This window comes from Micromonospora echinospora (genome assembly GCF_900091495.1).
Lineage (GTDB): Bacteria > Actinomycetota > Actinomycetes > Mycobacteriales > Micromonosporaceae > Micromonospora > Micromonospora echinospora.
Genome location: NZ_LT607413.1, coordinates 509,404 through 531,027, shown reverse-complemented (window position 1 = coordinate 531,027; position 21,624 = coordinate 509,404). Strand labels below are relative to the sequence as shown.

Below are 21,624 nucleotides of genomic sequence, written 5' to 3'. Positions count from 1 at the left end.
TTGCAGGGGACCCCTGCTACGCAAGATGCGGTAGGAAGGGTCCCCTGCAACCAAGGATCACGCCGGGTTCGGCGCGAGGTCGTCGGCAGGACGGTCGACCGTCGGCTTGGCGGGAAGGACGGGGTCGGTGACGTCCCGACGACCGGCGGAGTCGTACGCCTCCCGGTCGAGGATGCCCTCCCGGGCGGCGACGACCGTGGGCACCAGCGCCTGCCCGGCCACGTTGGTGGCGGTGCGGATCATGTCCAGGATCGGGTCGATGGCGAGCAGCAGACCCACCCCGGCCAGCGGCAGGCCGAGCGTGCTCAGGGTCAGGGTGAGCATCACGATCGCGCCGGTCAGGCCGGCGGTCGCCGCCGAACCGACCACCGAGACGAAGGCGATCAGCAGGTAGTCGGTGACGGTGAGGTCCACGCCGAAGACCTGGGCCACGAAGATCGCGGCCAGTGCCGGGTAGATCGCCGCGCAGCCGTCCATCTTGGTGGTCGCGCCGAACGGTACGGCGAAGGACGCGTACTCGCGGGGCACGCCGAGGCGTTCGACGGAGCGCTGGGTCACCGGCATCGTCCCGACCGAGGACCGGGAGACGAAGGCGAGTTGCACGGCCGGCCAGGCACCGGCGTAGAAGCGCAGCGGGTTGAGCCGGCCGGCGGTGACCAGCACCAGCGGGTACACCACGAACAGGACGATCGCGGAGCCGACGTAGACGGCGGTGGTGAAGCGGGCGAGCGGGGCGAGCAGGTCCCAGCCGTACGAGGCGACCGCGTTGCCGATCAGACCGAGGGTGCCGAGCGGGGCGAGCCGGATGACCCACCAGAGGGCCTTCTGCACGATCTCCAGCAGCGCCCGGTTGACCGCGACGAACGGCTCGGCGGCCGGGCCGACCAGCATCGCCGCCGCCCCGACGACCAGGGCGAGGAAGACGATCTGGAGGACGTTGCCCTCGACGAACGCGCCGACCGGGTTGGTCGGGACGATCCCGGTGAGGAAGTCGGTCCAGGAGCCGGTCCGCTCCGGGGCGGTCGCCCCGGCGGTGTCCAGGGTGACGCCCCGGCCGGGGTTGGTGAGCAGGCCGAGCCCGATGCCGACGCCCACCGCGATCAGCGCGGTGACGCCGAACCAGAGCAGGGTCCGCAGCGCCAGCCGGGCGGCGTTGGCGACGCCGCGCAGGCTCACCACGCTGACCACGATGGCGGTGAAGACCAGCGGCGGTACGGCCAGCTTGAGCAGCTGGACGAAGAGGCCGCCGACGGTGTCGAGGGTGCTGGTCAACCAGCTCAGGTCGTTGGCGCGGGCCACGAAGCCGAGCAGTACACCGACGACGAGGCCGAGCAGGATCTGGAGCGAGAAGGGGAATTTGCGCAGGAAGGAAGGCACGGGACGTCCAAGGGGTCTGGAAGGGCGACGGCGTCAGGGGAGCAGTCGCGCCGGACAGACACCGCTGGCCTGCCGTCGAAGGTCGACGTACAGGCGGACGGTGAGGTGCCAGACGTTGGTCATCGCCTGGTGACGATACGCCGGCGGTCGCCGCATCGAAAGGAGCTGTCTCGGTGAGGCTCCTTACACACCTGGTGTGCCACCGTGCCTGGGGTGTGTGCAGGGGACCCCTGCTCGGCAAAAAGCGGTAACAGGGGACCCCTGCTACCACCCGGCTGCTACCACCCGGCTGCTACCACCCGGCGGCTACCGCCTGCCCGCTAGCGCCCGACTGCTACCGCCCGACGGCTGCCGACCAAGTCGATGGCTGTCCCGACGGCTACCGGCTGGTCGGGCGGCTGGGCAGGCTGAGCAGGATGGCGGTGGCCAGCCCCCAGCCGACGGTCTCCGCCAGCAGCAGCCGCTCCAGCACGCCGACCAGCGCGCTCCGCCCCACGATCAGCATCGCCAGCCCCACGGCGGCGGCCAGCGGCAGCGCGACCAGCGCGCCGACGGCGGCCACCCGGCGTACCCGCGTGCCGGCGGCGGAGCACAGGACGACCGCCACCATCGCGAAGACCACTGCGGCCACTCCGGCGATGCTCGCTCCGCCGTGCACCAGATCGGCCGTGGTGGCCCGTTCGAACGGGGGCAGCGGGCAGCCGTCGCTGCACGTCACGGCTCCGGAGAGCAGGGTGCAGAGGCTTCCGGTGACCAGCAGCGCGGCGGCTGGCCGGGCCGCCGCCGGCAGCGCCACGGCAAGCAGCAGCAGGCCGGCGGCCAGGGCGAACACCCCGGCCCGGTACGTCGGGGCGTATCCGCTGTCGGTGACGCCCGCCTCGCTGACGTACCCGGTGAGACCCGGACCGGGGCCGGCGACCACGGCGACCACGACCGCGATCGCGCCACCGAGCACACAGGCAGCCGCCCCGGCTGCGGCGGCCCGTCGCGTGATTCCGGTCACGCCCGGTCGGGTGCCGTGGGACGGAGGGTCCGGGAGCCGGGCGGCGCGGATCCGTCCCCGGCGGTGGTCTCGGTGCGGCCCATGCCGGCCAATCTAATCCGTCCCGGACAGTGGGTCCCGCCCGCCGCTCCCGCCTACGGCTCCCGCCCACAGCTCCTGTCCGGCGGTCTCCGGCACCGGTTCCGGTGGCCGATATCCTGGCCGGGTGCCGCCGTGACCCGTTCGGCACCGCCCCCGCCCCTTCCCACCCCCGAAGGACAGCAGCGATGAGCGTGGCATACCTGGTGGCCGGAGTCCGCACCCCGATCGGCCGGTACGCCGGCGCCCTCGCCGGGGTCCGCCCCGACGACCTCGCCGCGCATGTGATCCGCGAGCTGGTCGCCCGCCACCGGACGGTGGACTGGGAGCGGGTGGACGACGTCGTCCTCGGCTGCGCCAACCAGGCCGGGGAGGACAACCGGAACGTGGCCCGGATGGCGGCGCTCCTCGGCGGTCTGCCGGAGACCGTTCCCGGCAGCACCGTGAACCGGCTCTGCGGCTCGGGTCTCGACGCGCTCGCCACCGCCGCCCGCGCCGTGGTCGCCGGTGAGGCCGAGCTGGTGGTCGCCGGCGGGGTGGAGAGCATGAGCCGGGCGCCGTTCGTCATGCCGAAGGCGGCCACGCCGTACTCCCGGGCCGCCGAGGTGTACGACACCACGATCGGGTGGCGGCTGGTCAACCCGCTGATGGAGAAGCAGTGGGGCATCGACTCGATGCCGGAGACGGCGGAGAACGTGGCCGCCGAGTTCGGCGTCGACCGGGCCGAGCAGGACGCCTTCGCGTTCCGCTCCCAGCAGCGCGCCGCGAAGGCCCAGGCAAACGGGCGGTTCGCCGAGGAGATCGTGCCGGTGACCGTCCCGGAGGGGCGTCGGGGCACCCGGCTGGTCGACACCGACGAGCACCCCCGGGAGACGTCCCTGGAGAAGCTGGCCGCCCTGCCCACCCCGTTCCGGGAAGGTGGCACGGTGACCGCCGGGAACTCCTCCGGGGTCAACGACGGCGCGGTGGCGCTGCTGGTGGCCGGTGAAGCGGCCGTCGCCCGGTACGGGCTGACCCCGCTGGCCCGCGTCGTCGGCGCCGCGGCGGCCGGGGTGCCGCCCCGGACCATGGGCATCGGACCGGTGCCGGCCACCCACCGGCTGCTCGACCGGCTCGGCCTCCGGCTGACCGACGTGGACGTCATCGAGCTGAACGAGGCGTTCGCCGCCCAGTCCGTCGCGGTCCTGCGTGAGCTGGGCCTGCCCACCGACGCCGACCACGTCAACCCGAACGGCGGGGCGATCGCGCTCGGTCACCCGCTGGGCGCCAGCGGGGCCCGGCTCGCGCTGACCGCCGCGCTGGAGTTGCGGCACCGGGGTGCCCGGCGTGCCCTGGCCACCATGTGCGTCGGGGTCGGTCAGGGGATCTCGCTGATCCTCGAGTCAGCGGCCTAGAGTGGGCACACCACACGACCTGCGGGTCTGTCGGTGACCACCCGCGTCGTGGCCGTGGGTCGCCGGCGACCCACGGCCACGGACTGGGGTGGACGATGCAGCAGCCGGACGGAACACCCGCCGGGATCGACCTGAGCCGCCCGAGCGCGGCCCGGGTGTACGACTACTTCCTCGGCGGTGCCCACAACTTCGAGGTCGACCGGCAACTCGCCGAGCAGATCGCCGCCATGACCCCGAACCTGCCCGCCACCATGCGGGCCGGACGGGAGTTCCTGCGCCGGGCGGTGCGGGTGCTCCTCGACGCCGGCATCGACCAGTTCCTGGACATCGGCTCCGGCATCCCGACCGTGGGCAACGTGCACGAGGTGGCCCAGGCCGCGAACCCGGCGGCCCGGGTGCTCTACGTGGACATCGACCCGGTGGCGGTGGCGCACAGCCGGGAACTGCTCGCCGGCAACGAGCGGGCCGGGGTGCTCCACGCCGACCTACGCGAACCGGAGCGGATCCTCGCCGAGGCCCGCGCCTCCGGTCTGGTCGATCTGGACCGTCCGGTGGGCATCCTCCTGGCCGGGGTGGTGCACTTCGTCCCGGACGCGGACCGCCCGGCCGAGATCCTGGCCACCCTGCGGGCCGCCGCCGCGCCCGGCAGCTTCCTGGTCGTCTCGCACTCCACCTTCGAGGACCAGCCCCCGGAGATGCTGGACGCGCAGCGGCTCTCGTCGCGCACCGACACGGAGATCACCCTGCGGTCGCGGGCCGAGGTCGCCGCGTTCTTCGGCGACTGGACGATCCTCGACCCCGGCGTGGTGCACATGCCGCTGTGGCGGCCGGACTCGCCGTCGGACGTGGACGAGCACCCGGAGCGGTTCGGCGCGTTCGGCGCCGTCGCCCGGAACGACCGTACCGCCGGCTAGGCGACGGTGAGCGGCTCCGCCGGGGAACCGGACGAGGAGGGGCTGCACCACGCCGGTGCCCGGCGGTACGCCGCCGACTGGGCCCGGTCGGTGCGGCGGCTGGGGTTCGTGCCGCTGAGCGCGGACGAGACCGAGCGACTGTTGCTGCTCCACACGGTACGGCTGGCCCAGGCGATCCGGGCCGACGTCTTCACCCCGCAACCGGCCCGGGACGTCGGGCGGTCGCTGGTCGAGGCGCACCTGACCGAACCCCGGGTGCTCGACTGGTCGGTGCGCGCGCTCGGTGCCCGCTTCCTCGCCGAGGTTCTTCCCGAGCACCGGGACGTTCCGGACGCCGCCGACCGGGTCGCCGCGCTGCAGGGCGCGCTCGCCGCCGGGTTCGCCCGGGCGCTGCGCGACCGGACGTTCACCCAGCAGGAGCGGATCGCCCGGTCCGCGTGGCAGGCCCGGGACGACGTGGAGCAGGCGCTCCGGGACAGCGAGGCCCGGTTCCGGGCGGTCTTCACCGGCGCGGCGATCGGGATCGGCATCGCCGGCACCGACGGCCAGATCATCGACGTCAATCAGTCCTTTGCGGACATGCTCGGCTACACCCCGGCCGAGCTGCGCGGGACCAACGTGGCCGCGTTGTTCCACGCCGACGACGCGGCCGGGATGTGGGAGCTGTACCAGGACCTCGTCAACGGCCGGCACGACGCGGTCCGGGTGGAGAAGCGCTACCACCGCAAGGACGGCAGCGTCGTCTGGACCGACCTGGCCGTGTCCCTGATCCGGCACGACGACGGTCGGCCGAGGTTCACCGTGGCGATGATCGAGGACATCACCGACCGGTACGAGCTCCAGCAGCGGCTCCGCTTCCAGGCGCTGCACGACCCGCTGACCGGCCTGCCCAACCGGACGCTGTTCTTCGAGACCCTCGGCGGCCTGTTCGCCGAGGCCACGCCGGAGCACCGGGTGGGGGTCTGCTTCCTGGACCTGGACGGCTTCAAGGCGATCAACGACAGCCTCGGGCACGACCTCGGCGACCGGCTGCTGGTGGTGATCGCCCAGCGGCTGGCGAGCTGCGTCGCCGAGCACGGGCACCTGGTCGCCCGGATGGGCGGAGACGAGTTCGTCATCCTGGTCGACGGCGGCGTCGCCGACCGCGCGGTCGGCGTCGCCGCCACCGCCCTGACGGCGGTGGCCGCCCCGGTGCACGTCGCCGGGCAGCAGCTCGCCGTTTCGGCGAGCATCGGCATCGTCGACTGCGCGGTCGGCGAGACCAGCGTGTCGGAGCTGATGAAGGCCGCCGACACCACGCTCTACTGGGCCAAGGCGGAGGGGCGGGGCCGGTGGGCGGTCTACGACCCGGAGCGTGGTGCGCGCGACATCGCGCGGTCCGCGTTGGTCGCGAGCCTCCCGGCGGCGCTGGAGCGGGGCGAGTTCGTGGTCCACTACCAGCCGATCGTCTCGCTGCTCGACTTGACCATGGTCGCCGTCGAGGCGCTCGTCCGCTGGCAGCATCCGAAACTGGGCCTGCTCGGGCCGGACGCGTTCATCGGTCTGGCCGAGGAGACCGGTCTGATCGTGCAGCTCGGCCGCTGGGTGCTCAGCCGCTCCTGCCGGGACGCCCACGCCTGGCTGACCGAGTTTCCCGGGGCCCGACTGGTGGTCAGTGTCAATCTTGCCGCCCGGCAGGCGGAGGATCCGGAGATCGTGGCCACCGTCGCGGAGGCGCTCGCCACCAGCGGCCTCCCCGCCGACCTGCTCCAGCTGGAGCTGACCGAGAGCGCGGTGATGGGCACGGCGGGCGAGCCGTTGCGGTCCCTGCACCGCCTCGCCGGCCTCGGTGTGCGACTCGCCATCGACGACTTCGGCACCGGGTACTCCAATCTGGCGTACCTGCGGAAACTGCCGATCCACTCGCTGAAGCTGGCCGGGCCGTTCGTGGAGGGGATCCGGGCCGACGGACCGGATTCGCCCGCCGGGCACCGGGACGAGCGGATCGTCGACGCGCTGGTGCGGCTGGCACACGCGGTGGAGCTCTGGGTGACCGCCGAGGCGGTGGAGACGGCGGTGCAGGCCGAACGGCTCCGCGCGCTGCGCTGCGACACCGGGCAGGGGAGGTTCTTCGGCCCACCCGTGCCAGTCGACGAGATCACCGCCCGGCTGCGCGGCGAGCGGTGATGTCGCCCACACCGACGGTGCCGGCAGGTCGACCTGGCACCCGTGTGACGGAGGCGCGTGCCGGCCCCGGCGGTGCGGAAGCACCCCGACCGGCGGACCGACCCCGGGTGCGGCGGCGCGGGGCGGTTGTCGGGTACGGCGGATCGCCGTACCGGTGAGAGAGAGGTGACCGACGCCCCGCGCCGCCGCGGTGCCGGGGTTCCGAGTGCCCGGCGGTGGCCCGGGATCGGGCCTGGTCACGAGGTCAAGGATGCGCCCGGTGTCAATGGGCCGGCAAGGCATTTTGGGACGGCGTCGGGCACGCGTTCCGACTGGCGGGTCCGGGACACCGGCGACGACGCGCCGGTGGGACGATGGACGACATGGGCAAGGTGTACCCCGAGATCGACGGACGGCTGCGCGCGTTCATCGAGGCGCAGCCGGTCTTCTTCGTGGCGACCGCCCCCACCTCGGTCGACGGGCACGTCAACGTGTCGCCGAAGGGCATGCGGGGCACCTTCGTGGTCCTCGGCCCGCACCGGGTGGCCTACCTCGACTACCACGGCAGCGGCGCGGAGACCATCGCCCACCTGCGGGACAACGGCCGGATCACGCTGATGTTCTGTGCCTTCGCCGGCCCGCCCAAGGTCGTACGGCTGCACGGGCGGGGCGACACCGTCGCGGTGGACACGCCCGACTTCGCCACCCGGCTCGCCGACTTTCCCGACCCGCCCGACCTGCACGCCGTCCGGGCGGTCGTCACCGTCGAGGTCGACCGGGTCTCCGACTCCTGCGGGTTCTCCGTGCCGTTGATGGAGTACCAGGGCGACCGGGACATGCTGCTCACCAACCATTCCCGGCGGACGACCGAGGACCTGGTGGTGTACCGGGCGACGAAGAACGCCGCGAGCATCGACGGCCTGCCGGTGTTCTGACCGCCCCTCGCCCTTCCGGCCGCCGCCCGCTGCCCGGCGCGGCGTACCGACGAGCCCCTGTAGCGCCCGCCCGCCCGGCCGGGCGGCGATCCGGTGACCGACCGGTGGCGTCCGGACGAGGTCCGGGTAACCAGCGTCGTGCGGACGGTATGCGTTACGTTGCTGTTCCGCTTGGGTACAAGCCGGAGCACGGGCGGGCGATGGTTCAGGGGCGCGCCGGACGCGGCCGGAGCGGGAGGCAGCATGGGCTCGGCCCAGGGGGGCGTGGACGAGCGCGGCCCATCGACGGGCACCACGGGTGGGGTAGAAGTGCCCCCACAGTTGACGGCTGCCTTCGCGGCCGGCGGCGAGATGGGCGCCCGGATCCGCGATCTCGACTGGGCCGACAACCCGATCGGCCCGCCGGAGCAGTGGCCTCCGGCGCTGGTCAACGCGGTCGCCATGATGCTCACCTCCAAGGCCCAGATCGTGATGTTCTGGGGCGACGACCACCGGGCCTTCTACAACGACGCCTACCTGCCCACCATCGGCACCAAGCACCCGTACGCCCTCGGCCAGCCGGCGCGGGTGCACTGGTCCGAGACCTGGCCCGACCTCGGACCGCTGCTCGACGGCGTCCGCCGCACCGGCGAGGCGTACCGGGCCGGGGACCGTCCCTTCCTGCTGCGGCGGCACGGCTATCTGGAAGAGGTCTTCTTCGACGTCTCCTACGACCCGGTCCGGATCGACGACGGCTCGATCGGCGGGGTGTACTGCATCGTCAACGAGACCACCGGCCGGGTGCTCGGGGAGCGCCGCCTGCGTGCCCTGGCCGAACTCGGCTCCCGCCTCACCGACATCGAGGACGGGGCCGACCGGGGGCGGGCCATGGCCGCGGTGCTCGACGCACACCACGCGGACGTCCCGCTGGGGCTGCTCTACCTGACCGACGCGACCGCCGGGGTCACCCTGGCCGGGTGCAGCGGCGTCGACCCCGACCGGGTGGCGTCGGCCCAGGCGCTGCCGGAGCCGGTCCGGCGGGTGCTCGCCGGTGCCGACGCCCGGCCGGTCGACGTCGCCGACCTGGTCGACCCGGCACCGGCCGGCACGGCCGCGCGAGCGTGGACGTTTCCGGTTCTCGCCGCCAACGAGACCGTCGGGGCACTCGTCCTCGGCGTCGCCGAGCGGGTCCCGCTGACCGCCGAGTACCGCACCTTCCTCGATCTCGTCGCGGCGCAGGTGTCCCGGTCGGTGGCCCGGCAGCGGGCGTACGAGCAGGAGCGGGCCCGCGCTGCCGAACTGGCCGCGCTGGACCGGGCGAAGACCACCTTCTTCGCCAACGTCAGCCACGAGTTCCGTACCCCGCTGACCCTGGTGCTCGGTCCGCTGGAGGACATGCTCGCCGACCCGGACCTGCCGGTCGGCCACACCGAGCGGCTCACCGTGATGCACCGAAACGCGCTGCGCCTGCTCAAGCTGGTCAACACCGTCCTGGACTTCTCCCGGCTGGAGTCCGGCCGGCTCGGCGCCGACTACCGTCCCACCGACCTGGCCGACTACACGGCCCGGCTGGCCAGCACCTTCCGCTCCGCCATCGAGCGGGCCGGGCTGCGGCTGACCGTGGACTGCCCGCCGCTGCCCGCGCCGGTCTTCGTCGACCGGGACATGTGGGAGAAGGTCGTGTTCAACCTGCTCTCCAACGCGGTGAAGTTCACCTTCGACGGGGAGATCCGGGTCCGCGTCCGCTCGGTCCCGGGCGGCGCGCGGCTCGAGGTGACCGACACCGGGGTCGGCATCCCCGGCGACGAGCTGCCGCACGTCTTCGAGCGGTTCCACCGGGTGTCCGGGGCGCGTTCCCGCAGCCACGAGGGGACGGGGATCGGTCTGGCCCTGATTCGTGAGTTGGTGGGGATGCACGGCGGCGAGGTCGGCGTGACCAGCCGGGTGGGTGCGGGAAGCACGTTCACCGTCACCCTGCCGTTGGGTTCCGCGCACCTGCCGGCCGACCGGGTCGTCGACGGCCCGTCCCCGCTCCCGGAGTCCGCGCGGGCCCGGTCGTACGTCTCCGAGGTCGCCTTCTGGTCCGCCGGGCCGCCCCCAGCGGGCGGGACCGGCCGGGGCGGACCGTGGACGGGCCGGATCCTGGTCGTCGACGACAACGCCGACCTGCGGGAACACGTCACCCGGCTGCTCGCCTCGTCCTGGGAGGTCGTGGCGGTCGCGGACGGCGTCGCCGCCCTGGAGGCGGTCGAGACCGCCCCGTTCGACCTGGTGCTGACCGATGTGATGATGCCGGGGCTGGACGGGTTCGGCCTGGTCACCGCGCTGCGGGCGAATCCGCGTACCCGGCATGTGCCGATCGTGCTGCTCTCCGCCCGGGCCGGCTCGGCCGAGGCGGTGGCCGGGCTCTCCGTCGGCGCCGACGACTACCTGACCAAGCCCTTCTCCGGGCAGGAGCTGATCGCCCGGGTCCGGGCGAACGTCGAGCTCGGGCAGCTGCGCGGGCAGACCATCCGGCGACTGCGGGCCCTGGCCGACGCGGCGGTGGCGGTCAACACCGCCCGCTCCACCGCCGAGGTGGTCGCCGTCGCCGCCCGGCACGCGCTCACCCTGGTCGACGCGGCGCGGGCCGTGGTCACCGCCGCCGACGCCCGGTACGAGGCGGACGGTGGTGGTGACTCGTCCGGCGACCCGTCGGTCGTCCTGCCGTTGGCCGGCACTGCCGGCGAGCCCTTCGGCGAGCTGCGGATCTGGCGTCGGCACGGGGCCCGCGCCGACGCCGATCAGGCCGTGCTCATCGAACTGGCCCGGCTGATCGGCGTACGGCTGGAGAACGCCCAGCTCTACGAGGCGGAGCGCCGGATCGCCACCACCCTCCAGCACAGCCTGCTGCCCCGCACCCTGCCGCAGCTGCCCGGCGCGGTGGTGGCCAGCCGTTACCTGCCCGGCAGCGGTGACGTCGAGGTCAGCGGCGACTGGTACGACGTGATCGAGGTCGACGGCGAACTGGTGCTGGTCATCGGGGACGTGGTGGGCAAGGGCGTGCACGCCGCCGCGGTCATGGGGCAGCTCCGCAACGCGCTGCGCGCGTACGTGCTGGAGGGCTTCGATCCGGGTGAGTCGCTGACCCGGCTCAACCGGTTGGTCGGCTCGGTCGAGCGGCGCTCGTTCGCCACTGTCGTCTGTCTCTGTTTCAATCCCCGAACCGGGCGGCTGCGGTACGCCAGCGCAGGCCATCCGTCCCCACTGCTGATCAGAGGAGGCGACGTGGCGTTCCTGCACGACCGCGCCCTGGGCCCGCCCGTCGGCGCCATTCCCGACACGTCGTACCGGAGCGAGACGGGGGCGCTGGACCCGGGCTGCCGGCTCCTGCTCTACACCGACGGCCTGATCGAGGACCGGAACCTCGGCATCGACGTCGGGTTTGCGCAGCTCAGATCGGACGTGGCGGGCTTCGTCGGGCACGTCGCCGACCTGGTGGACTCCGTCGTCGAGCGGGTCGTCGAGAGCCCTCGCCGCGACGATGTGGCGGTGCTCGCGCTGGAGGCGACCGAGCAGGACCGTTTCGCGGTGCGGCTGCCCGCCGACCCGGCCCGGTTGAGCGTGCTGCGCAAGCGGGTGGAGGACTTCCTCGTCGCCCACGACGTCGGCGAGACGGACCTGTTCGACCTGACCGTGGCGGTCTCCGAGGCGGCGGCGAACGCGATGGAGCATCCGGTGGCGCCGGCCGAGCCGGTGATCGACGTGGAGGTGACCATCGAGGACCGGACGGTCAGCGTCACCGTCCGGGACAGCGGCCAGTGGCGGCAGTCGTCCGGGTCGGCCTTCCGGGGGCGGGGGCTCTCCCTGATCCGCGCGCTCGGCGACCTCGCGGTGAGCCGTACCGCGACGGGCACGGAGGTGACCCTGCGTCGACGGCTGGCGGACTGACCCGGACGGCCGGCGCGGTGCGGGGCGGGGCGGGGCGCGGGGAACGAGGAACTGTCCGACCTGCGGTCAGCTCCGGTCGAACCAGTCCTGGCCGGAGAGGCCGGCGATCTCGAGCACCCGGCGCACCTGGCGGGACGGCAGCACGGCCAGCGTGCCGGGGAACCGTCTGGCGAGCTGGACGACGGCGTAAATGGCGGCGGAGTCGAAGAAGGTGACCGCCCGCAGGTCCAGGGTCAACCGTCGGGCCGGCTCCCGCAGCGCGGTCTGGAGCATGGTGTCGGCCGTCGCCATGTCGACCTCACCGGTGACGACGACCCGGAGGTGATCACCGTCGACCTGCGCGGTGGCAGCGAAGACGGGAGTGCTTCCCCCTTGATCCACGCTGACACGATGGCACAGCGCCCGGGTGCGGGCAACAGCCGCCCGGGGCACGGCCCGCTGCGTGTCGGCACCCTCTGGGGCGGCGATAGGCTTGCGGGATGACCGTCCGTGCGCCGTTGACCCCAGGCACGCTCTCTCCGTGGCGACCGGTGCCGTCGCACATCCGCCGACCGGAGTACGTGGGCAAGAAGCGCCCCCAGGAGTGGCGCGGCTCGCACGTGCAGACCCCGGAGACCGTCGAGCGGATGCGTGTCGCCGGGCGGATCGCCGCGCAGGCGGTGCAGCTCGCCGGTGAGCACTGCAAGCCCGGCGTGACCACCGACGAGATCGACCGGGTGGTCCACGAGTTCCTGGTCGACCAGGACGCCTACCCGTCCACCCTGGGCTACCGGGGCTTCCCCAAGTCCTGCTGCACCAGCCTCAACGAGGTGATCTGCCACGGGATCCCGGACTCCACCGTGCTGCACGACGGCGACATCGTCAACGTCGACGTCACCGCGTACATCGGCGGGGTGCACGGGGACACCAACGCCACCTTCCGCGTCGGCGAGGTGGGCGAGGAGGCCCGGCTGCTGGTCGAGCGGACCCACGAGGCGATGATGCGCGGCATCCGCGCGGTCGCGCCCGGCCGTCAGATCAACGTCATCGGCCGGGTCATCGAGTCGTACGCCAAGCGCTTCGGCTACGGCGTCGTCCGCGACTTCACCGGGCACGGCATCGGGGAGGCCTTCCACAGCGGCCTGTACGTGCCGCACTACGACAGCCCGCGCCCCACCGACGTGATGGAGCCCGGGATGACCTTCACCATCGAGCCGATGATCACCCTCGGCACCCACCTGTACGACATGTGGGACGACGGCTGGACCGTGGTCACCAAGGACCGGAAGTGGACGGCCCAGTTCGAGCACACCGTCGTGGTCACCGAGACCGGGCACGAGATCCTCACCCTGCCGTGACCGACACACCGGCGGCACTGCGGGAGGGGCACCACGCGGACGTCTCCGGCGGCTGGCTGCGTCCGGCGGTCTTCGGCGCGATGGACGGCCTGGTCACCAACATCGCCCTGATCGCGGGCGTGGGCGGTGGCGGCGTCTCGCCCCGGGCCGTCGTGCTCACCGGCACCGCCGGGCTGGTCGCCGGGGCGATCTCCATGGGGCTCGGCGAGTACACCAGCGTCCGCTCCGCCAACGAGCAGGTCGCCGCCGAGGTCGCCAAGGAACGCCGGGAGCTGGAACGGCACCCCGAGGCGGAGGCCCAGGAACTGGCCGACGCGTGGGCGGCCCGTGGCCTCCCGTACGACCTGGCCCGGGAGGTCGCCGAGGCGCTCCGCCGTAACCCGGAGGAGGCGCTGCGGGTGCACGTCCGGGAGGAGTTGGGCGTCGACCCGGACGACCAGCCCAGCCCGTGGACGGCGGCGTTCTCGTCGTTCGTCTTCTTCTCGGTCGGTGCGCTGGTCCCGCTCCTGACCTACCTGGTCGGGTTCACCAGTCTCTGGCTGGCCCTCGCGGTGGGCGGGGCGGGGCTCTTCGCCGCCGGGGCCGTCGTCGCCCGGTTCACCGACCGGCCCTGGTGGACCAGCGGACTGCGGCAGCTCCTCCTCGGCGCGGCGGCGGCCGTCGCGACGTACCTGATCGGGTCGCTGATCGGCGTGCAGGGCGGGATCGGCTGACCCGCCGGCCGCGACGACGTCGTCACCTCCCGGGACGGCGGTCAGCCGTCGAGCAGGTCGTCGACGGTGCCGTCCACCGGCCGTCCCCGGGCGGTCAGCTCGCCGGCCTGCCGCCGCAGCACCGCGCCGACCTCGGTCATGTCCGCCCCGGCGAGGCCGGTACGCCGCACCGCGTCCCCCGCGTCCCGGAAGTACGTCCGGCTCAGCAGCCCGGACACGGTGGCTGCGGCGAGCCGCGCCTCGGCGAGCATGAGCAGCGCCTGGTCGGTCTCGTACCACTCGGCCAGCCGGGCGGCCCGGGCGTGCGCCGCCGACCCCTTGTACCAGGCCTGTCGGGCGGCGGCGCTGAACTCGGCCGGCCGGGCCCGGGCCAGCCGGCCCAGGTGCTCGTCGCGGAGCTTCGGCAGCCAGCCGGTCGGGTCGTGCAGCGGCCGGGTGGTGACGTACCGGTCGGCGGTCAGCGGCCACCGGGGTGACAGGGTCCGCGCCTCGCGTACGTACTCCTCCGACCCGGTGACGGTCAGCTCCACCAGCACCCCGTCGACCCGGCGGCTGGTCGACCGGGGACCGGAGTCGGGCCGGTAGGTCGCCACCAGCAGGCCCACCTCGCCCGTCCCGCCACCGTCGTCGTCGGCGTGCGCGAGCGGGCCGTGCACCGCCACGGCGAGCACGTCGGCGGGGAACCGGCGGGTCAGCGCCGCGGCCACCCGTTCCGCCACCCGCCACCGGGGGTCGTCGTACGGGTCCACCCGCCCATCACCTCACTGCGTGCGTCGCGGTCCCGGCCCACCCTAGTCGGCGGAGGCGGCTCCGCCGGTTCCCGCCGCGCCCGTGGGGACGAGCCGGAACACGCGGATCTCCCGGTCGCCGGCCCGCTGCGCGTACGTGCGGTAGGCCGGCCACTCGGTCACCAGGAGCCGCCAGAGCCGCTCCCGTTCCGCGCCGGTGGCCAGCTCGGCCCGCACCGGGATCCGGCGTCCGGCGAGGGTCACCTCGGCGGTCGGTTCGGCGATCAGGTTCAGCGCCCAGGCCGGTTGACTCGGCTGTCCCCAGTTCGACCCGACCACCACGTACCCGTCGCCGTCCGGCACGTACAGCAGCGGGTTGCTGCGCGGCCGGCCGGAGCGGCGTCCGGTGGTGGTGATCACCAGGGACGGGATCAGCCCGAGGGCGACCACCCGGCCCCGGGTGAGTCGTCCGACCAGCCGGTCGGCGGGGACGAGCAGGCGACCGGCCGCGGCGAACCAGCGTCGGTGCCCGAGACGACGGGCGAGGGTTCCCAGTACGGACACGCCGCCCAGTCTGCCGGCCGGCGTCGACGGTGTCAGCAGGGACACCCGACGCCGGCCGAGCCGGCCGGGCCCGTGGCGGCGACCGGGTCCGTCGGGGCCGCCGGGACGGCAGGCGCGGCCGGGTCCGCTCGGGGCCACCGGGACGGCAGGGGCGACCGGGTCCGGTCGGGGCCACCGGGTCGGGAGGGGCGACCGGGTCAGGAGGGGCGACCGGGGAACGGGACGGTCGACGGCGTGATGCCGGCGGTGCGCCGCCAGCGGGTCGCCCGCAGCGCGCAGTCGGTCAGCGCCGCCAGGGCCAGGGCGCGTTCCGCGTCGGTGGTCGCCGCCAGCGCCGCCCGCCAGTGTCCGGCGGTGCGTTCCTCCACCTCGACCGCCAGCCGCAGCGCGCTCGCGGCGTCGGTGACCGGGTAGGGCAGCGCGTAGCCGGCCCGGTCGGCCGGGACGGCGCCGCTGCCGGTGCTCAGCCGCAGCACCAGGTCGTCCCGGCGACGCCGGTGCGCGGCCTCCGCCTCCCGGGCGGCCCGCCGGGCGGCGTCGGTGAGTCGTACCCCGATCGGCCCGTACGCGAAGATCGCCGCGTACTCGGCGGTCAGCGCGGCGGCCAGCGCCTCCTCGGCGGTCACCGCAGCACCTCCGCGTGCGTGGCGCGCGCCGCGGCGATCGACCCGACCAGGGCGGCCCGGTCGGCCGGGGCCTGTGCGCAGAAGGTCGCCGCCTCCGCGCGTGCGCGCTCCTCGGCCGCGCGGAGCTCGGCGAGGACGGTGGCGGCGTCACCGGCGGGAGCGGTGGTCGACGCCACCGGGCTGGGCGAGGGGAGGGCCACGCCGATCGCCGCCGCCAGCTCGGTGGCGTGCGCGTGGTGCGCGTCGGCGATCGGGGTGAGTCGCGCGGTGAGCGTCGGGTCGGCGCCGATCGCGGCCCGGTACCGGGCCGCCAGGGCGAGCGCGCCGTCGATCAGGGGCTGGAGCGGGTCGGGTGGTGGCGGCGGGTCGTCCCGGTCGAGGAGTCCGCAGCCGGCCACCGGGACGGTGGCTCCGCCGAGGACCAGGAGGGCACCGGTCCGCAGTAACTTTCGCCGGGAATGTCCGGCCGTTCCGTCGCGCTGTGTTGCTCTGCGAATCCCCACCGGACAAGTCAACACCATCCGCTACCGTTCGCGGGCAACGGCGTCGGTGCGCCGCCCGGCCGGTCCGGCCGACGGCGCGTTACGCTCTGCGCAGCCACCGGTGGCGAATCGCGCCGGTGGCGTGTCGCCGTGGCTGCCCGACCGGGCGCCGTCGAGTTGAGAGGGGTGCGCGAGATGACGCAGCGTGGCCGTGCCACCAGGCCGACGGGGAGACCCCGTCCCACCGGTGCGCCGCGCGGGGATCTCGCCGCCCGCCGGGCCCGGCTGCGGGCCGTGATCGAGCCGGTGGTGGTCGCCGCCGGGTACGACCTGGAGGACCTCTCCGTCTCGCGGGCCGGACGCCGGCACGTGGTCCGGGTGATCGTCGACGGTGACCGGGGCGTCAGCCTGGACGCGGTGGCCGACGTCTCCCGGGCGGTCTCCTCGGCGCTGGACGCGGCGGAGGAGGCGAGCGGCGACATCGTCGCGGGGGAGTACCAGCTCGAAGTGAGCTCTCCGGGCGTGGACCGCCCGCTCACGCTGCCCCGCCACTGGCGCCGCAACGTCGGCCGGCTGGTGCGGGTGACGGCCCGGACCGCCGTGCCGGAACAGCGCGCCGGGCAGCCGGGGGACCGCCAGGTCACCGGCCGGGTGCTCGAGGCGGACGACGAGCGCGTGGTGCTCGACGTGGACGGCGAGCGCGCGGAGTGGACCTACGCCGAACTCGGCCCCGGGCGGGTGCAGGTCGAGTTCAACCGCCTCGACGAGATCGACGAGGCGGAAGAGTTCGACGCCACCGACGAGGCCGACATCGACGACATCGACGACGAAGATGATGTGGAGGACGAGGAGAGGTGAACATCGACCTCGCGGCGCTGCGCGCACTGGAGCGCGAGCGGGAGATCCCGTTCGACACGATCCTCGCGGCGATCGAGACCGCGCTGCTGACCGCGTACCGGCACACCGAGGGCGCCCAGTCGCACGCCCGGGTGGAGATCGACCGCAAGACCGGCCAGGCCCTGGTGTACGCCCAGGAGCTGGACCCTGACGGCACCGTGGTGCGGGAGGTCGACGACACCCCGCACGACTTCGGTCGGATCGCCGCGATGACCGCCAAGCAGGTGATCCTCCAGCGGCTGCGGGAGGCCACCGACGAGGTGCACTTCGGCGAGTACGTGGGGCGCGACGGTGACCTGGTCACCGGCGTGGTCCAGGCGCACGAGGCCCGTGCCGAGAAGGGCATCATCAGCGTCGACCTGGGCAAGCTGGAGGGCGTCCTGCCCCAGTCCGAGCAGGTGCCCGGTGAGCACCCTCGGCACGGCGAGCGGATCCGCTGCGTGGTGGTGCACGTGGCCAAGGGCATGCGGGGTCCGCAGATCACCCTCTCCCGCTCCCACCCGGCGCTGGTGAAGAAGCTCTTCGCCCTGGAGGTGCCGGAGATCGCCGACGGCACCGTCGAGATCAGCGCCATCGCGCGTGAGGCGGGTCACCGTACGAAGATCGCGGTCCGCTCCACCACGCCCGGGGTCAACGCCAAGGGTGCCTGCATCGGCCCGATGGGGCAGCGGGTCCGCGCGGTGATGAGCGAGCTGCACGGCGAGAAGATCGACATCATCGACTGGTCGGACGATCCGGCGACCTTCGTGGGCAACGCGTTGTCGCCGGCCAAGGCGCTCCGGGTCGAGGTGGTCGACCTGGCCACCCGGACGGCCCGGGTCACCGTGCCCGACTTCCAGCTCTCCCTGGCGATCGGCCGGGAAGGGCAGAATGCCCGGCTTGCTGCCCGCCTGACCGGTTGGCGGATCGACATCCGGTCGGACGCCGAGCAGTCGGCCCCGGCCGGGCGGCGCGGTGCTGATCACGTCCCGGAGCCGGGCGGAGCGATCTCGAGCAGCTAGGGGTAGACTTCTTCAGTGGTACGACGCGCGCAGCCGGAGCGCACCTGTGTGGGTTGCCGGAAACGGGCGCCGGCCAGCGAACTCCTGCGGATCGTCGCGGTTGGCGACGAGGCTGGTCACAGCCTCCGACCCGATCCGGCCCGCAGGCTGCCGGGTCGAGGGGCGAACCTGCACCCGGGTCCGGCCTGCTTCGCGCAGGCGGTGCGACGCCGCGCCTTCGGGCGTGCGTTGCGTGTCGCCGGGGTTCCCGATCATGGCGAACTGGCGAAGTACGTCGATGCGCCAAGCTTCACGTCCGGTCAGCCCGACCGGACGGGAGTCGCTAGCAAGGTAGGACGACCGACATGAGCACACGATGAAGTCCCTGAAATGACCAGGCTTCAAGTGCAGGAGTGAGGTCGCTGCGGGTGCTGCCCGCACGACCTCGGAGTGAGGAGTGCAGTGGCAGGTAAGGCCCGCGTACACGAGCTGGCTAAGGAGCTCGGGGTCGAGAGTAAGACAGTTCTCGCCAAGTTGAAGGAAATGGGCGAGTTCGTGAAGTCCGCGTCCAGCACCGTCGAGGCGCCCGTCGCCCGACGTCTGCGGGGCGCATTCGTCGCGTCGGCCGAGAGCTCGGCGCCGTCCGCTCCGGCGGCGGCCACCCCGAGCCCGGCCCCGAGGCCCACCCCGACCCCGCCGCCGGTCCCCGGCGAGCCCCGGATCTCGGCCAAGCCGATGCCGCCCCGGCGGCCGGCGGTGCCCGGTCCGAAGCCGAAGGGACCGGTTCCCGGCCCGCCGCCCTCGGCGACCCCGGTCGCCAAGCCGGCGAGTGCCCACGACATCGAGGTCGCCGCCGCCGAGGCGCGCGCGGCCCAGCTGAAGGCTGACCAGGAGGCCGCGGTCAAGGCCGCGCAGGCCGCCCGGCAGCAGCAGCGTGACAACGTCCGCCGGGAGCCCCCGACGGATGGCACCACCCGCCCCGGCCCGCGGCCGGGTCCGGGTCCGGGTGCGATCCCGCCCCGCCCGGGTTCGCCGGCCGCCGGTCGTACCGGCACCCCGGCTCCGGGTCGTCCCGGCCCCGGCGGTCGTCCGCCGGCCCGTGGCGCGGGCAACAACCCGTTCGGGATCTCCGGCGGCGGCCAGCCGCGTCCGCCGGCGTCCAGCGCCGGTGGTCCCCGGCCGAGTCCGGCCTCGATGCCGCCCCGGCCGAGTCCGGCCTCCATGCCGCCCCGGCCCAGCCCGGCCTCCATGCCGAGCCAGCGTCCCGGTCGTCCGGGTGGTCCCGGCGCGGGTCGCCCCGGCGGCGGCGCGGGCCGTCCCGGTGGCGGCGGCGGTGGCGGTGGCTTCCGTGGTGGCCCCGGTGGGGGCGGCGGCGGTGGCGGTGGCTTCCGTGGCGGTCCCGGTGGGGGCGGCGGCGGTGGCGGTGGCTTCCGTGGCGGTCCCGGTGGGGGCGGCGGCGGTGCCGGTGCCGGTGGCGGGTTCCGTCCCGGCGGGCCGGCCGGCGGTGGCGGTCGTCCCGGTGGTGGCGGTCGTGGCCGTGGCGGCGGTGCCGCGGGTGCCTTCGGGCGTCCGGGTGGCCGGCCGACCCGTGGCCGCAAGTCCAAGAAGCAGCGCAGACAGGAGTTCGACAACCTGTCGGCTCCGACCATGAGCTCGGGCGCGCCCCGGGGTCAGGGTCAGGTCGTCCGGCTCTCCCGTGGCGCCTCGCTGTCGGACTTCGCCGACAAGATCAACGCCAACCCGGGTTCGCTGGTCCAGGAGATGTTCAACCTGGGCGAGATGGTCACCGCGACCCAGTCCTGCTCCGACGACACCCTGCTGCTGCTGGGTGAGCACCTGGGCTTCAACGTCCAGATCGTCAGCCCGGAGGACGAGGACCGCGAGCTGCTCGCGCAGTTCAACATCGACCTCGACGCCGAGGTCGCGGAGGACCGCCTGGTCAGCCGTGCGCCGGTGGTGACCGTCATGGGTCACGTCGACCACGGTAAGACCAAGCTGCTCGACGCGATCCGCAAGGCGAACGTCGTGGCCGGCGAGGCGGGCGGCATCACCCAGCACATCGGTGCCTACCAGGTCCACGTCCCGCACGAGGGCGAGGACCGGGCGGTGACCTTCATCGACACCCCGGGTCACGAGGCGTTCACCGCCATGCGTGCCCGTGGTGCCCAGGTCACCGACATCGTGGTGCTGGTGGTCGCGGCCGACGACGGCGTGATGCCGCAGACGATCGAGGCGCTCAACCACGCCAAGGCGGCTGACGTGCCGATCGTGGTCGCGGTCAACAAGGTCGACAAGCCGGAGGCCAACCCGGACAAGGTCCGCCAGCAGCTGACCGAGTACGGCCTGGTCGCCGAGGAGTACGGCGGCGACACGATGTTCGTCAACGTCGCGGCCAAGCCCGGCATCGGCATCGACGACCTGCTCGAGGCCGTCCTGCTGACCGCCGACGCGTCGCTGTCGCTGACCGCGCCGATCGACGGGCCGGCGCAGGGTGTGGCGATCGAGGCGCACCTCGACAAGGGCCGTGGCGCGGTGGCGACCGTGCTGGTGCAGAAGGGCACCCTCCGGGCGGGCGACTCGATCGTCGCCGGTGGGGCGCACGGCCGGGTCCGGGCGATGCTCGACGAGAACGGCAACCAGGTCGTCGAGGCCGGTCCGGCGCGTCCGGTCCTGGTGCTCGGTCTGACCGCGGTGCCGGGTGCGGGTGACACCTTCCTGGCCGCCGAGGACGACCGTACGGTGCGGCAGATCGCCGAGCAGCGGCAGGCACGGCGGCGGGCGGCGTCCTTCGCCAACTCCCGTGGCCGGGCCACCCTCGAGACGCTCATGGAGCAGCTCAAGGAGGGCGAGAAGACCTCGCTCAACCTGGTGCTCAAGGGCGACGTCTCCGGTTCCGTGGAGGCGCTCGAGGACGCGCTGTTCAACCTCGACATCCCGGAGGAGGTCCAGCTTCGGATCATCCACCGGGGCGTGGGCGCGATCACCGAGAGCGACGTCATGCTCGCGAGCGCCTCGTCCGAGGCGGTCACGATCATCGGCTTCAACGTGCGGGCCGCCAACAAGGTCCGTGAGATCGCCGACCGCGAGGGCGTGGAGATCCGGTACTACACCGTCATCTACCAGGCCATCGAGGAGATCGAGGCGGCGCTCAAGGGCCTGCTCAAGCCGGAGTACGAGGAGGTCGAGCTGGGCACCGCGGAGATCCGCGACGTGTTCCGTTCGTCCAAGGTCGGCAACATCTCCGGTTGCATCGTCCGGTCGGGCATCATGCGCCGGAACGCCAAGGCGCGGCTGCTGCGCGACGGCGCGGTCGTGGCGGACAACCTCACGATCAGTTCGCTCAAGCGGTTCAAGGACGACGCGACCGAGGTGCGCGAGGGCTTCGAGTGTGGTCTGACCCTGGGTGGTTACAACAACGTCCAGGTCGGCGACATCATCGAGACCTTCGAGATGCGCGAGAAGGCCCGTAGCTGACGCTCGGGACACCTGATCAAGGGGTTTACGCCGGCTCGGCGTAAACCCCTTGATCATGGGGGCCGGTG

At 73.6% G+C, this 21,624-nt stretch carries 18 protein-coding genes; 11 read left to right on the top strand and 7 right to left on the bottom strand.

Annotated features, from left to right (window positions below; all coding sequences use genetic code 11):
* Window positions 1-57 precede the first annotated feature (57 nt).
* Window positions 58-1,365, bottom strand: coding sequence for a dicarboxylate/amino acid:cation symporter (locus GA0070618_RS02405; protein WP_088985235.1), 1,308 nt, complete (start codon window positions 1,363-1,365; stop codon window positions 58-60).
* Window positions 1,366-1,756: 391 nt separating this feature from the next.
* Window positions 1,757-2,380: a DUF998 domain-containing protein gene (locus GA0070618_RS02400; protein WP_088980159.1), complete on the bottom strand. Its 624-nt coding sequence runs from the start codon at window positions 2,378-2,380 to the stop codon at window positions 1,757-1,759.
* Between the two features lie 266 nt (window positions 2,381-2,646).
* Here GA0070618_RS02400 and pcaF point away from each other — a divergent pair, with 266 nt between their 5' ends.
* From pcaF to GA0070618_RS02375, 5 genes are all read left to right on the top strand, one after another.
* The gene (pcaF, locus tag GA0070618_RS02395) at window positions 2,647-3,852 is read left to right on the top strand and encodes a 3-oxoadipyl-CoA thiolase (protein ID WP_088980158.1); all 1,206 of its coding nucleotides are present in this window, start codon (window positions 2,647-2,649) and stop codon (window positions 3,850-3,852) included.
* Window positions 3,853-3,947: 95 nt separating this feature from the next.
* The gene (locus GA0070618_RS02390) at window positions 3,948-4,766 is read left to right on the top strand and encodes an SAM-dependent methyltransferase (protein ID WP_088980157.1); all 819 of its coding nucleotides are present in this window, start codon (window positions 3,948-3,950) and stop codon (window positions 4,764-4,766) included.
* Between the two features lie 6 nt (window positions 4,767-4,772).
* Window positions 4,773-6,932 carry a putative bifunctional diguanylate cyclase/phosphodiesterase gene (locus GA0070618_RS02385; RefSeq protein ID WP_231931578.1) on the top strand — a complete coding sequence of 720 codons (2,160 nt, stop codon included), beginning with the start codon at window positions 4,773-4,775 and terminating at the stop codon, window positions 6,930-6,932.
* A 362-nt stretch (window positions 6,933-7,294) separates the two neighbouring features.
* Window positions 7,295-7,846, top strand: a complete 552-nt coding sequence (locus GA0070618_RS02380) for a pyridoxamine 5'-phosphate oxidase family protein (RefSeq protein WP_088985233.1) — start codon at window positions 7,295-7,297, stop codon at window positions 7,844-7,846.
* A 243-nt stretch (window positions 7,847-8,089) separates the two neighbouring features.
* On the top strand, window positions 8,090-11,755 hold the full coding sequence (locus tag GA0070618_RS02375) for a SpoIIE family protein phosphatase (RefSeq protein WP_088980156.1): 3,666 nt from the start codon (window positions 8,090-8,092) through the stop codon (window positions 11,753-11,755).
* Between the two features lie 66 nt (window positions 11,756-11,821).
* Here GA0070618_RS02375 and GA0070618_RS02370 read toward each other — a convergent pair whose 3' ends face one another.
* Window positions 11,822-12,136: an STAS domain-containing protein gene (locus GA0070618_RS02370; protein ID WP_088980155.1), complete on the bottom strand. Its 315-nt coding sequence runs from the start codon at window positions 12,134-12,136 to the stop codon at window positions 11,822-11,824.
* 98 nt (window positions 12,137-12,234) lie between these two features.
* On the opposite strand from GA0070618_RS02370, the gene map reads away from it, so the two are divergent.
* Window positions 12,235-13,092, top strand: coding sequence for a type I methionyl aminopeptidase (map, locus tag GA0070618_RS02365; protein WP_088980154.1), 858 nt, complete (start codon window positions 12,235-12,237; stop codon window positions 13,090-13,092).
* Window positions 13,089-13,805 carry a VIT1/CCC1 transporter family protein gene (locus GA0070618_RS02360; RefSeq protein WP_088980153.1) on the top strand — a complete coding sequence of 239 codons (717 nt, stop codon included), beginning with the start codon at window positions 13,089-13,091 and terminating at the stop codon, window positions 13,803-13,805. The genes map and GA0070618_RS02360 overlap by 4 nt, the downstream gene beginning before the upstream one ends.
* A gap of 41 nt (window positions 13,806-13,846) precedes the next feature.
* Here the strand turns inward: GA0070618_RS02360 and GA0070618_RS02355 are convergent, their stop codons facing one another.
* From GA0070618_RS02355 to GA0070618_RS02340, 4 genes are all read right to left on the bottom strand, one after another.
* A complete protein-coding gene (locus tag GA0070618_RS02355; protein ID WP_088980152.1) occupies window positions 13,847-14,554 on the bottom strand; it encodes a hypothetical protein in 708 nt (235 codons plus the stop codon).
* Between the two features lie 42 nt (window positions 14,555-14,596).
* The gene (locus GA0070618_RS02350; RefSeq protein WP_088980151.1) at window positions 14,597-15,097 is read right to left on the bottom strand and encodes a nitroreductase/quinone reductase family protein; all 501 of its coding nucleotides are present in this window, start codon (window positions 15,095-15,097) and stop codon (window positions 14,597-14,599) included.
* A 197-nt stretch (window positions 15,098-15,294) separates the two neighbouring features.
* Window positions 15,295-15,723 (bottom strand): DUF4439 domain-containing protein, encoded by a 429-nt coding sequence (locus GA0070618_RS02345; RefSeq protein ID WP_088980150.1) that lies wholly within the window; start codon window positions 15,721-15,723, stop codon window positions 15,295-15,297.
* Window positions 15,720-16,244, bottom strand: a complete 525-nt coding sequence (locus GA0070618_RS02340) for a hypothetical protein (protein ID WP_231931577.1) — start codon at window positions 16,242-16,244, stop codon at window positions 15,720-15,722. The genes GA0070618_RS02345 and GA0070618_RS02340 overlap by 4 nt, the downstream gene beginning before the upstream one ends.
* A 156-nt stretch (window positions 16,245-16,400) precedes the next feature.
* Here GA0070618_RS02340 and rimP point away from each other — a divergent pair, with 156 nt between their 5' ends.
* The 4 genes from rimP to infB all read left to right on the top strand — a co-directional run bounded on the left by rimP (window position 16,401) and on the right by infB (window position 21,556).
* Window positions 16,401-17,063 (top strand): ribosome maturation factor RimP, encoded by a 663-nt coding sequence (rimP, locus tag GA0070618_RS02335; protein ID WP_088985231.1) that lies wholly within the window; start codon window positions 16,401-16,403, stop codon window positions 17,061-17,063.
* Window positions 17,060-18,103, top strand: coding sequence for a transcription termination factor NusA (gene nusA / locus GA0070618_RS02330; RefSeq protein WP_088980149.1), 1,044 nt, complete (start codon window positions 17,060-17,062; stop codon window positions 18,101-18,103). Before rimP ends, nusA begins: the two co-directional genes overlap by 4 nt.
* A 15-nt stretch (window positions 18,104-18,118) precedes the next feature.
* Window positions 18,119-18,451: a YlxR family protein gene (locus tag GA0070618_RS02325; RefSeq protein WP_088980148.1), complete on the top strand. Its 333-nt coding sequence runs from the start codon at window positions 18,119-18,121 to the stop codon at window positions 18,449-18,451.
* 93 nt (window positions 18,452-18,544) lie between these two features.
* On the top strand, window positions 18,545-21,556 hold the full coding sequence (infB, locus tag GA0070618_RS02320; protein WP_088980147.1) for a translation initiation factor IF-2: 3,012 nt from the start codon (window positions 18,545-18,547) through the stop codon (window positions 21,554-21,556).
* Window positions 21,557-21,624: the final 68 nt, after the last annotated feature.